Here is an 11,908-nt window from a genome sequence, read left to right on the forward strand (position 1 = left end):
AACTTCAAAGGATTCACGGTGCAGGGGCAGCCGCACTTCAAGAATCAGAATTGGGGACAGGGCTGGAATGCTTCTCAAATGGGATTCTGGGTATGGAAGTACTATAATACGCATACCGTAGCTACCAATGCCAATGGAGTGAATACGACAGATGCGCCTTTGTTCCGTGTAGGAGAGGTAATGGTGAATTATGCCGAAGCCATGTGCGAATTAGGTAAGTTTGATCAGACGGCTGCCGATAAATCCATTAATAAACTTCGTGCACGCGGACATGTAGCGAAAATGACGGTCGAAGACATTACAGATGATTTTGATACGGCCCGTGATCCTTCCGTTCCTGCTCTTCTGTGGGAGGTACGCAGGGAGAGACGTGTGGAACTGATGGGGGAAGGATTCCGTCTGGATGACCTTCGCAGATGGAAAAAAGGAGACTATGTCAATAAACGCCCGTTGGGAGTATATGTGACGGGAGCTTCGGCTAAAAATCTGAAAGTGACCGGCGGACCGAGTAATGACGAAGGGTATGTTTACTTCTTTGACGCTCCGCTCGGATGGCAGGAACATTATTACCTGTATCCGCTGCCTCTGAAGCAACTGGCACTGAATACGAATCTGGAACAGAATCCGGTATGGACTAAATAATTTTTTGAGTAAAAACAGAGGCAAGACCTGTAATATTTTGTATATTGCAGGTCTTGAAAATTTAAACTATAAAATGAAGAACGCTATTTCGGTAAAATATACCCTTCTTTGCGGGACAGCTTGCTGTATGGTCTCTGCTGTGCAGGCGCAGCACAATGTCTCCGATGTTTCCAGAATGAATGTTCTTTTTCTGATGGCTGACGATATGCGTCCCGAACTGGGTTGTTACGGAGTGGAGGCGGTCAAGACTCCGAATATGGATCGTCTGGCATCGAGCGGAGTCTTGTTTCAGAACGCTTATTGCAATGTTCCGGTGAGTGGCGCTTCCCGTGCCAGCCTTCTGACAGGCGTATATCCTCACTATCCCGATCGTTTTGTGAATTTCTCGGCTTATGCCAGCAAGGATTGTCCGGAGGCTATACCTCTTTCCGGATGGTTCACAAAGAATGGTTATCATACAGTTTCGGATGGCAAAGTTTTTCACCACATGAGCGATCATGCCGCATCGTGGAGCGAACCTCCCTACCGGAATCATCCGGATGGATACGATGTCTATTGGGCGGAATATAATAAATGGGAACTTTGGATGAACTCAGAATCGGGCAAGACGATCAATCCCAAGACTATGCGCGGACCGTTTTGCGAGTCAGCAGATGTTCCGGATACGGCATACGATGACGGAAAATTGGCGGAACGTGCCATTCGTGACCTGCGGCGTATGAAAGAAATGAACAAGCCGTTTTTCCTGGCTTGCGGATTTTGGAAACCTCATTTGCCGTTTAATGCCCCGAAGAAATATTGGGATTTGTATAAGCGGGAAGAGATACCTTTGGCTTCCAACCGTTTCAGACCGGAAGGCTTGCCGGAACAAGTCCGTAATTCGAGTGAGATATATGCTTATGCACGGGTGACTGATACGGGGGATGCCGATTTTCAGCGGGAAGTGAAGCATGGATATTATGCTTGCCTGAGCTACGTGGATGCACAAATCGGAAAAGTGCTGGATGCTCTGGATGAGTTAGGCCTGGCGGAGAATACGATTGTGGTACTGTTGGGAGATCATGGCTGGAATCTGGGCGAACATGATTTTGTGGGTAAACATAATCTGATGGACCGTTCTACTCATGTGCCGTTGATTATCCGTGTGCCCGGAATGAAAAAAGGAAAGACCTGGTCGATGGTTGAGTTTGTAGATTTGTATCCTACTTTGTGCGAGTTATGTCAGATACCACAACCAGCAGAACAGTTGGATGGACAGAGTTTTGCAAAAGTTTTCAGCAATCTGAAGGCTAAGACGAAGGATGAAGTCTATATTCAGTGGGAAGGGGGAGACAATGCGGTTGATCAACGTTTTAGTTATGCCGAATGGATGAAAGGTGACGTGAAGAAAGCAAGTATGCTGTTCGATCATCGGATAGATAAAGAAGAAAACAAAAATAGAGTCAATGAGAAAAAATATAAGAGTAAAGTTGAATCACTCTCTTCTTTTATCAAAGTGAAGAAATCATCATTAAAAAAATAATATGAGAACACCAATTATGTCATGCTGCCGTTTGATGGCAGTTGCTTTATTTCTGTTTTGCAGTATGCCGCTATTTGCTCAGCGGCAGGATATTTTATTAAACGACAACTGGAAGTTCCGATTCTCGCATCAGGTGCAGAAAGGGTCGGAAATAAGAGTAGATCTGCCCCATACCTGGAATACACAGGATGCTTTGTCCGGAAAGATCGACTATAAACGGGGAATCGGTAATTATGAAAAGAAACTGTTCATTCGTCCCGAATGGCAAGGCAAGCGTCTTTTCCTTCGTTTCGAAGGGGCGAACAGTATAGCAGATGTATTTATCAATCGCCGTCATATCGGTGAACATCGTGGAGGATACGGAGCTTTTGTCTTTGAAATAACCGGAGAGGTGAATTATGGAAAAGAGAACTCTATATTAGTGCGGGTGAATAATGGAGAACAACTGGACGTGATGCCTTTGGTGGGTGACTTTAATTTTTATGGCGGTATTTACAGGGATGTGCATCTGCTGATCACTGATGAGGCATGTATTTCTCCTTTGAATTATGCTTCTCCGGGAGTTCGTCTGATACAGGATAGTGTCAGTCATCAATATGCGAAAATAAGGGCGGTCGTTGATTTGGCAAATGGCAATAATGCCGGTCAGGAAGTAGAACTGGGTATCCGTTTGCTGGATGGTCAGAAAGTGGTGGCGCAACAGAAACAGACACTTACTCTTGCTGGGAATGCAGCTTTGCAGCAGGAACTTACATTTGAGATAAATAATCCTCATCTGTGGAATGGCCGTCAGGACCCGTTTCTTTATCAGGCGGAGATTTCTCTGTCAAGAGGAGGGCAACTGGTAGATTGTGTGACGCAGCCTTTAGGACTTCGTTATTATCGGATTGATCCGGATAAGGGATTCTTTTTGAATGGTAAGCATCTGCCTCTTCACGGTGTTTGCCGGCATCAGGACAGGAGTGAGGTGGGTAATGCTTTACGTCCTCAGCATCATGAAGAAGATGCAGCCCTGATGCTGGAAATGGGAGTGAATGCGGTTCGGCTGGCACATTATCCGCAAGCTACCTATTTCTATGATCTGATGGATAAGAATGGGATTATTGTCTGGGCAGAAATACCTTTTATCGGTCCCGGAGGATATGATGATAAAGGATTTGTTAATCTGCCTTCTTTCCGTGCCAATGGGAAAGAACAGCTGAAGGAGCTGATCCGCCAACATTTTAATCATCCTTCCATCTGTGTATGGGGGCTGTTCAATGAACTGCTTGAATCCGGTGATAATCCGGTGGAATATATCAAGGAATTAAATGAGCTGGCGCATCAGGAAGATACTACGCGTCCTACCACTTCGGCAAGTAATCAAATGGGTGACTTGAATTTCATAACGGATGCCATCGCATGGAATCGGTACGACGGATGGTATGGAGGCACCCCGGCCGATTTAGGACGCTGGCTGGACGGTATGCATAGAGATCATCCGGAAATCCGTATTGCCATCAGTGAGTATGGTGCCGGTGCCAGCATTTATCATCAGCAGGATTCGTTGGTAAAATCCGTGCCAAACAGTTGGTGGCATCCGGAGAATTGGCAGACCTATTATCATATCGAGAACTGGAAAGCGATTTCTTCCCGTCCTTATATATGGGGTAGCTTTGTATGGAATATGTTTGATTTCGGTGCGGCTCACCGTACGGAAGGTGATCGTCCGGGAATTAATGATAAGGGGCTGGTTACCTTTGACCGGAAAGTACGTAAAGACGCGTTCTACTTTTATAAGGCTAACTGGAACAAGGAAGAACCTGTCCTTTATCTGGCCGGAAAACGTAACACCGTACGTTCCCGACGTCTGCAAACGATTACTGCATTCACTAATCAGCCCGGGGCGGAACTGTTTGTCAATGGAAAAAGCTATGGTAAGGCAATGCCGGATCAGTATGCTATTTTAGAATGGAAAAATGTGGAGTTGCAGCCGGGAGAGAATGAAATAAAAGTAGTTTCTAGCAATAAAAAAGTAAAATTGATGGATAGTTTTCGCTGCAAACTATAGCATAATGCAATAGAAAGCATTACCTTTGCGGTCTATGTGTAAAGCTAAGAAGGAGTCCGTGAAGTAAATAACCTTTGGCAGTCTGTCAAGGTTATCCCTTAATTCATACTCTGGCATATTCTTGCCAGAGTTATTTTCATATTCTATATAATAAGTATAATCGCATGTCTATAAAGCGGATAATAACTATCTGCAAGATATACATGCTCAAAAAAACAATGAAATGATAAATTCAATTAATATACAAATCAGAGAGACCAATACAGATGATTTCGACAGCATAATGACTGTTGAAAAACAAGCGTTTGGCTATGACAAAGAAGCACAGTTGGTAGCCGATCTGCTGGCTGACAAAACTGCAAAACCAATGGTTTCGTTGCTCGCTTTCTACAAAGGTGAGGCTGTCGGACACATTCTCTTCACCAGAGCCTATTTTGATGGTCAGGGAGCACAACAGATGATGCACATTCTTGCACCTTTAGCTGTCAAGCCGGAATATCAACGGCAGGGTATAGGCGGAATGCTGATACGGGCAGGTATAGAGAGGTTGCAGGAAAAAGGTTCGTGCCTTGTGTTTGTATTGGGGCATAAAGAATATTATCCAAAATATGGTTTTATACCGGATGCAGCCAGGCTGGGTTATCCTGCTCCTTACCCGATACTGGAACAGTTCTCGGATTATTGGATGGTTCAGGCAATCAGTCCGAAGGGATTTGATGTGGATAAAGGAAAGATCAGGTGTTCGGATGAGTTGAACAAACCTGAACATTGGAGAGATGATGAATCGGACAGATAGTTCCCTGATAGTAGTTTGTTAAAATAGAGGAAATATATAAAGATTTAGGTAGCTTTATTAGTGCAGCCTAAATATAAGACTTATTTTTGTGTGGGGCTGTCCAAAATCGGACAGCCCCTTTTTTAGATGTATTAGTATTTTCTATTATCTTTCATCGCCTTCCTCCACCTCTTAAAAGCCCTCATCAGGCTATCTTCCTCCACTGTACCTTCCATATTATAATGTTCCACAAAAAGCTCCATCGAGCGTTTGAACATGATTCCGTTTTTGAATTTATTCTCCAGCAGAAATTCATAGAGTTCCGCCCTCATTTCCACTTCGATTTCCTTTTCTATGGTTAATGCGCTTTCCTGCCCGATATAATTATATACTTCCGGATTCTTTCCGTAGGCTGGATTAGGCAGAACAAACGTGATATTTCCTGTTTCTTTCCAGGATACTTTGGATGGATGCGGGACGGATAACTGATAGAGAAAATGATAGATGGGAGTGATGTGAGAGAGATGGATAGGAATCGGTTTTCGGAGAGAGGCTGACGAAGAAGGTGAGGGGCGACTTTCGGATTCGGGTTCTAAACTTTGTGCGTAACGTACGTACATATACCTTGCCAGATACGGCTTGATGGTAATCGTAACTGTAACCATGGGATTTTAATTCTTAATTGTAAATAAATATTATATGCATCAGACCGCTTCGGGCCATGAATTCCGTTTTGTTTGTTGAGAAAAATCACATAGGTTACGGGGACGGAATTCTGCTTTTATAAGAAATTGAAAATCAAGTAGTTACAAATGCCTCTTTTTGGTTTAAAACCAACGGGCCGTTCCTTTAAAACCAACGTCCCGTTTCTTTAAAACCAAGAGGGTGTTTCTCGGTGAGAAACGGAGGTATTGGTTAAAACCGAAGTGCAAAGCTAGGACGAATATTCGTATTTTTCAAAATAAGGAAAATGCCGGTTGATATTACTGTGTAATGATATGAGAATTATCCGCTACCAATTAAAATTGCGCGTATATACGCGGGGATTGATGTTGATAAATAGTACGGTTTTTGCGGTTGAGCGTTTAACAAAGTTTATTACAAACGGGCGTTTTTCCTTTGCCTCTCTTTTTTTACGTGCCTCCCTTGCTCTCCGGAACATCTGTCCGGCCGTTACCACTCTTCCTGAATTAAATAAAATTAAGAATCTCTGCCGGACGAAGATGGAATTTTCATATTTTCGCCCTATACTTGTATATAAAATAACTAGTGATATAAGATGAAAAGTAAGAATGGATTTAGCCGGTGTGGGGAACTATACATCGGTCGTTTACAAAGAGAGGGGCGCTTTTCTACAGCGCATGTCTATAAGAATGCCCTTTTTTCTTTCAGTAACTTTTGTGGTACGCAGAACGTGTCGTTCCGTCAGGTTACCCGTGAGTGTCTGCGCCGTTACGGTCAGCATCTGAGTGATTGTGGTTTGAAACCGAATACGGTTTCTACCTATATGCGTATGTTGCGTAGTGTTTATAATCGTGGAGTGGAGTCGGGGAGAGCTCCGTATGTCCCCCGACTGTTTCATGATGTATATACCGGAGTGGACATTCGGCAGAAACGCGCGTTGCCGGTTCCGGAATTGCATAAGCTTCTGTATGAGGATCCCAAGACGGACCGTTTGCGACGTACACAGGCCATTGCCGGATTGATGTTCCAGTTCTGCGGGATGTCCTTTGCCGATCTGGCACATCTTGAGAAGTCTGCCCTGGATCAGAATATTCTCCGTTACAGCCGTATCAAGACGAAGACTCCGATGAGTGTGGAAATCCTTGATACGGCGCAGGAGATGATCAGCCAGCTCCTGAATCATCAGCCTTCACGTCCGGATTGTCCCGACTATCTGTTCGATATCCTTTCGGGTGACAAGAAGCGTAAGGATGAACGTGCTTACCGTGAATACCAGTCCGCCCTTCGCCGGTTCAATAACCATTTGAAGGGATTGGCAAAAGCTTTGCGTCTGACTTCTCCGGTGACTTCCTATACGCTCCGCCATTCATGGGCGACTACCGCCAAATATCGTGGCGTCCCTATTGAAATGATCAGCGAGTCGCTGGGACATAAGTCCATCAAGACAACCCAGATCTATTTGAAGGGATTCGGACTGAAGGAACGTACGGAAGTAAATAAGATGAATTTATCTTACGTGAAGAACTACTCAATGGAGGCGTTGTAAATATATAAAATATTAATAGTCAGTATTAAACTATGTGCATTACTTCTTAGGTAACGGATTTAAATATGACGCAAAGATAGACAAAAACACAAATAGGAAACAAATAAAATTCCATTTTTTTTCGTTTTATCCGCAAATAAGGCAAAAAAGTCTTTGAACATGAAAAAACATTATCTTCATGTCCCACTGCCGTTATACCATATTTCCACAGGAATATACCCCTTCTCGCAGGCTGCAAACTCCTTCTATCACGTATTTGTCGATGTTTTTCACTGTTCCCATTCTGTTTGTCTTTGAATGTATAGGTTTCCGTTACCTAAGAAGTAACGGACAAAAATGGGGTAAAAAAAGATGATTCTAACAAACAAGAAATCTATTAATGCTGGGCCTAGCTATGGGACAGGGGAAGGCGTAGCACACTCAAAACGCTGGTATGTCGCCTTGGTTCGTATGCATCACGAGAAGAAAGTATCGGAGTATTTAGACAAGATGGGCATTGAAAATTTCATCCCTCTTCAACAGGAGATGCATCAATGGAGTGACCGTCGTAAACTGATCGAATCCGTCCTTCTTCCAATGATGGTCTTTGTACATGCCGACCCGAAAGAACGGGTGGAAGTTCTGAGCCTTTCTACAGTGAGCCGTTATATGGTGATGCGTGGTGAAAGCAATCCTGCCGTTATTCCTGATGAGCAGATGGCCCGTTTCCGTTTCATGCTCGACTATTCCAAGGAAGCCGTATGCATGAGCAGTTCTCCTTTAGCCCGTGGCGAGCAGGTCCGTGTGATAAAGGGACCTTTGTCGGGGCTTGTCGGCGAACTCGTCAGTGTTGACGGTAAGAGTAAGATTGCTGTCCGTCTGAATATGCTGGGATGCGCCTGTGTGGATATGCCTGCCGGGTATGTGGAATCAATAAAAGCCGTAGTTTGACAAGATAATTAGATCTGTATAATGGAGTTACAGGATAAAAATCTTTCATCTTCATAATCAGGCCCATCGCCTTCTTCATATCGAATGCTCCGGCAGTTATTTGTATGCTGACGACCTGGCTCAGCTGAATAAGGATATTCATAATGAAATGAATGAGTTATATCCTCTGCATGGCAGTACTCCGGAACAGGACGCTTCCTTGTGTCTTGCTCTTCTGTTGGGCTATAGTGTGAGTCTGTATGCCAGTCTGGAGGATGACTTGAAAAGGGAACATATTCTTTCCCGTTCTCTGGAACTTCTTGAAACTCTTCCTCCCTCACCTTTGAAAGATGATTTATATACTGTTTGCAAAGAGTATATGAGTGTATAAAGTTTAAAATTAAGATATTGGGGAATAATATTTATGAAACAGACATTAGAAGGTGTTTTAAAATACCTCCGGAAGAATTATTGTAGTTATTGGATTATATTGGGAATTGATACAGCTATAGCTGTTCTTTGTACATGGATAGCCTACATCGGTATCTACAGTATGACGGGAATTTCTGTACGAACAGATGTTTTTGCGAAAATTATAGGAATTTCTTTTATTTCCAGTATACTCGGTTCATACATATTTCGTACTTATCGCAATACCATACGTTTTTCACAATTAAAGGAATTGTGGCGTCTGATGGGAAGTGCATGTTTAAAAGCCATTTGTATGGTTATTGCTATTTGGATTTTCATACCTCAAATGGGCTTGTCCAACAGTCAGAGAATGATCTTTGTATTATTCGATGGTATGCTGACCTTTATTGCAATGGCTGGATTTCGTATTCAGCTGATACTGATCTACGAGTTTCTTCTTAATCAGATGAATAAGAAAAACGAGCGTATTCTGATATATGGTAAAGATGATAAAAGTGTGGCATTGCAGGTACGTCTGATGAATAGCAGACATTTCAAAGTTGTTGGTTTTTATGTTTATGATACAAGTGCTTCGATCCTTCGTGTAGCAGGCTTTCCGGTTTATTCTTTTAAGAATGAAGGAGATTTCAAAAGACAGATGCACAAGCATTGCATCCAAAGTATTTTATTTGCACGTTATGAAGATACCCGAGAAGAGGAAGACCGTTTACTTCAATTTTGCAAAAAAATAAAATCAGAACACTGATAGCCCCTTCTATTAGTGAGGCTGATGAACATGGAAACTTTCATCAATGGGTACGTCCTATTAAGATAGAAGATTTGCTGGGGCGTCCGGAAATCAGTATCAATATACAGGAAGTTGCAGCAGAATTTCGGGATAAAATAATTATGGTAACGGGGGCTGCCGGGAGTATTGGTAGTGAGCTGTGCCGTCAGTTGGCGCAAATGGGCATTCGCAAATTAATAATGTTCGATTCAGCCGAAACTCCTTTGCATAATGTACGTCTTGAATTTGAAAAGAAATATTCAAATCTAGACTTTGTTCCCATCATTGGAGATGTCCGTGTGAAAGAACGTCTCCGTATGGTGTTCGAAACTTATCAGCCTCAGATAATCTTTCATGCCGCTGCCTATAAGCATGTTCCATTAATGGAGGAAAACCCTTGTGAAGCTGTACTGGTCAATGTTGTCGGCTCTCGCCAGGTTGCTGATATGGCAGTGGAATACGGAGCAGAAAAGATGATCATGGTCTCTACCGATAAGGCTGTAAATCCTACTAATGTAATGGGATGCTCGAAACGTCTGGCAGAAATCTATGTACAAAGTCTGGGCTGTGCCATCCGTGAGGGAAAAGTAAAAGGTCGTACCAAATTTATCACTACCCGCTTTGGTAACGTTTTGGGTAGTAACGGTTCTGTAATTCCCCGTTTTAAAGAACAGATTGAGAATGGTGGTCCTGTCACAGTGACTCACCCTGATATCATTCGTTTCTTTATGACTATTCCCGAAGCTTGTCGTCTGGTAATGGAAGCTGCTACGATGAGTGAAGGTAATGAGATTTTTGTTTTTGAGATGGGGACGGCTGTGAAGATTGTTGACCTGGCTACCCGTATGATCGAACTTGCCGGTTATCGTCCTGGTGAAGATATTGAGATTGAGTTTACGGGATTGCGTCCGGGTGAGAAGCTTTATGAAGAAGTATTGAGTGATAAGGAGAATACAATCCCTACAGAAAATAAGAAGATAATGATAGCGAAGGTACGTCATTATGAATATACTGATATCCTTGATACTTATGGAGAGTTCGAGAATTTATCCCGTACGGTAAAGATCATGGATACAGTGAAGCTAATGAAGAAAGTGGTACCTGAGTTTAAATCCAAGAACTCACCGAAGTTTGAGGTATTGGATAATAACTGAAAGATTGTCTAAAAGGGAAGAATAAGTTTTCGAGCGTGAGGAACAATCTATTCCCGCATAAAAAGAATCTGAAATGTTAATTTGTAAAATATAAGTAATGTTTGGTCACTGATATTTATAATAATGGAAAAGCAATTGAGTACTAACAAAGTGCAAAGAAAATAAGGAATTCAAAGTCATTTAAGATAGTTGTTTCATAAAGATTAATATAATCGTATATAGTCACATTTATGGCAAAAAAAGTAATGCTCGTTTTTGGCACTCGTCCAGAGGCTATTAAGATGTGCCCACTCGTTAATGAGCTCCAAAAGCATATGAAGGAGTTCGAAACTATCGTTTGTGTTACAGGTCAGCATAGAGAAATGCTTGATCAGGTGCTCAAGCTATTTGAAGTTACTCCTGATTACGACCTGAACATCATGAAGCAAGGTCAGGATTTAACTGATGTGACCGCTCGCGTCCTTACTGGTATGCGTGACGTGTTCAAGGAGTGTCGTCCTGATGTAGTGCTTGTCCATGGTGATACTACCACTTCTACAGCAGCTGCCCTTGCAGCATTCTATGCACAGATTCCTGTTGGGCACGTAGAGGCTGGCCTTCGTACCCACAACATCTATAGTCCTTGGCCAGAGGAAATGAATCGCCAGATCACCGGTCGTATTGCTACCTATAACTTCTCACCAACCTCAGTTTCAGAGATAAACCTTCTTGCAGAGAAAGTCCTTGGTCAAATCTTCGTAACTGGTAATACTGTTATTGATGCCCTCCACATGGTGGTTAGCAAACTGAAGAACGACAAAGTACTTGCAAAGGAACAGGACAATGTACTTGCAGTAGCAGGTTATGATGTAAGTCGTCTCTCAGATGGTAAGAAGCTCGTCCTTATTACCGGTCATCGTCGTGAGAACTTTGGTGATGGTTTCATCCATATGTGTACAGCTATAAAAGACCTTACTCAGAAGTATCCTGATGTAGATTTCGTTTACCCAATGCACCTCAATCCTAACGTGCGTAAGCCAATCCATGAAGTCTTTGGCGAGAATTTGGATAACTTTGAAAATTTGTTCTTCATTGAGCCACTTCAGTATTTGGAGTTCGTTTACCTCATGGAAAAGTCAACTATTGTTCTTACTGATTCAGGCGGAATTCAGGAAGAGGCTCCAGGACTTGGCAAACCGGTACTTGTAATGCGTAACACTACAGAGCGTCCAGAAGCGCTCGGCTCTGGAACCGTCCATTTGGTAGGTACTGATTATAAAAAGATTGTGAATGAAGTAAGTGCGCTTCTTGATGATGAAGCTACTTATGAGAAGATGAGTCATGCAGTTAACCCTTATGGTGATGGTAAGGCTTGTAAACGCATTATTGCTGCTCTCAATGGTGAGAATCCTACTCCTTATGGAAAGTAAAAAGAATAATAAGTAAAAT

At 42.7% G+C, this 11,908-nt stretch carries 9 protein-coding genes and 1 pseudogene; 9 read left to right on the forward strand and 1 reads right to left on the reverse strand.

What is annotated here, in order from left to right; all coding sequences use genetic code 11:
* The 4 genes from HMPREF9007_RS13860 to HMPREF9007_RS13845 form a co-directional block, all read left to right on the forward strand.
* Positions 1–642 (forward strand): RagB/SusD family nutrient uptake outer membrane protein (locus HMPREF9007_RS13860; RefSeq protein ID WP_032850361.1); only part of this gene is annotated, 642 nt, incomplete at its 5' end.
* A gap of 73 nt (positions 643–715) precedes the next feature.
* On the forward strand, positions 716–2,164 hold the full coding sequence (locus HMPREF9007_RS13855; protein ID WP_008761430.1) for a sulfatase: 1,449 nt from the start codon (positions 716–718) through the stop codon (positions 2,162–2,164).
* Position 2,165: 1 nt separating this feature from the next.
* Positions 2,166–4,214 carry a glycoside hydrolase family 2 TIM barrel-domain containing protein gene (locus tag HMPREF9007_RS13850; RefSeq protein WP_008761431.1) on the forward strand — a complete coding sequence of 683 codons (2,049 nt, stop codon included), beginning with the start codon at positions 2,166–2,168 and terminating at the stop codon, positions 4,212–4,214.
* Between the two features lie 223 nt (positions 4,215–4,437).
* Positions 4,438–5,010, forward strand: coding sequence for an N-acetyltransferase (locus HMPREF9007_RS13845; RefSeq protein ID WP_008761432.1), 573 nt, complete (start codon positions 4,438–4,440; stop codon positions 5,008–5,010).
* A gap of 131 nt (positions 5,011–5,141) precedes the next feature.
* Here the strand turns inward: HMPREF9007_RS13845 and HMPREF9007_RS27135 are convergent, their stop codons facing one another.
* A complete protein-coding gene (locus HMPREF9007_RS27135; RefSeq protein WP_008761433.1) occupies positions 5,142–5,654 on the reverse strand; it encodes a hypothetical protein in 513 nt (170 codons plus the stop codon).
* A 614-nt stretch (positions 5,655–6,268) separates the two neighbouring features.
* Here HMPREF9007_RS27135 and HMPREF9007_RS13835 point away from each other — a divergent pair.
* The 5 genes and pseudogenes from HMPREF9007_RS13835 (at position 6,269) to wecB (ending at position 11,889) form a co-directional block, all read left to right on the forward strand.
* Positions 6,269–7,219 (forward strand): tyrosine-type DNA invertase cluster 3b, encoded by a 951-nt coding sequence (locus HMPREF9007_RS13835; RefSeq protein WP_008761434.1) that lies wholly within the window; start codon positions 6,269–6,271, stop codon positions 7,217–7,219.
* A gap of 351 nt (positions 7,220–7,570) precedes the next feature.
* Positions 7,571–8,149 carry a UpxY family transcription antiterminator gene (locus HMPREF9007_RS13830; RefSeq protein ID WP_008761435.1) on the forward strand — a complete coding sequence of 193 codons (579 nt, stop codon included), beginning with the start codon at positions 7,571–7,573 and terminating at the stop codon, positions 8,147–8,149.
* 40 nt (positions 8,150–8,189) lie between these two features.
* Entirely contained in the window at positions 8,190–8,519 is a 330-nt protein-coding gene (locus HMPREF9007_RS13825) for a UpxZ family transcription anti-terminator antagonist (RefSeq protein ID WP_032850362.1), read from the forward strand.
* Positions 8,520–8,552: 33 nt separating this feature from the next.
* A pseudogene (locus HMPREF9007_RS13820) lies at positions 8,553–10,480 on the forward strand (nucleoside-diphosphate sugar epimerase/dehydratase).
* 230 nt (positions 10,481–10,710) lie between these two features.
* Positions 10,711–11,889, forward strand: a complete 1,179-nt coding sequence (gene wecB, locus HMPREF9007_RS13815) for a UDP-N-acetylglucosamine 2-epimerase (non-hydrolyzing) (protein WP_008761437.1) — start codon at positions 10,711–10,713, stop codon at positions 11,887–11,889.
* Positions 11,890–11,908: the final 19 nt, after the last annotated feature.

This window comes from Bacteroides sp. 1_1_14, assembly GCF_000162515.1.
In the GTDB taxonomy this organism is placed as follows: domain Bacteria; phylum Bacteroidota; class Bacteroidia; order Bacteroidales; family Bacteroidaceae; genus Bacteroides; species Bacteroides thetaiotaomicron.

What these genes read in the sequence shown, in the direction of transcription:
- HMPREF9007_RS13855 (WP_008761430.1), top strand. Translation starts at nt 716, where the DNA reads ATGAAGAACGCTATTTCGGTAAAATATACCCTTCTTTGCGGGACAGCT.
- HMPREF9007_RS13830 (WP_008761435.1), top strand. Translation starts at nt 7,571, where the DNA reads ATGATTCTAACAAACAAGAAATCTATTAATGCTGGGCCTAGCTATGGG.
- HMPREF9007_RS13850 (WP_008761431.1), top strand. Translation starts at nt 2,166, where the DNA reads ATGAGAACACCAATTATGTCATGCTGCCGTTTGATGGCAGTTGCTTTA.
- wecB (WP_008761437.1), top strand. Translation starts at nt 10,711, where the DNA reads ATGGCAAAAAAAGTAATGCTCGTTTTTGGCACTCGTCCAGAGGCTATT.
- HMPREF9007_RS13835 (WP_008761434.1), top strand. Translation starts at nt 6,269, where the DNA reads ATGAAAAGTAAGAATGGATTTAGCCGGTGTGGGGAACTATACATCGGT.
- HMPREF9007_RS13845 (WP_008761432.1), top strand. Translation starts at nt 4,438, where the DNA reads ATGATAAATTCAATTAATATACAAATCAGAGAGACCAATACAGATGAT.
- HMPREF9007_RS27135 (WP_008761433.1), bottom strand. Translation starts at nt 5,654, where the DNA reads ATGGTTACAGTTACGATTACCATCAAGCCGTATCTGGCAAGGTATATG.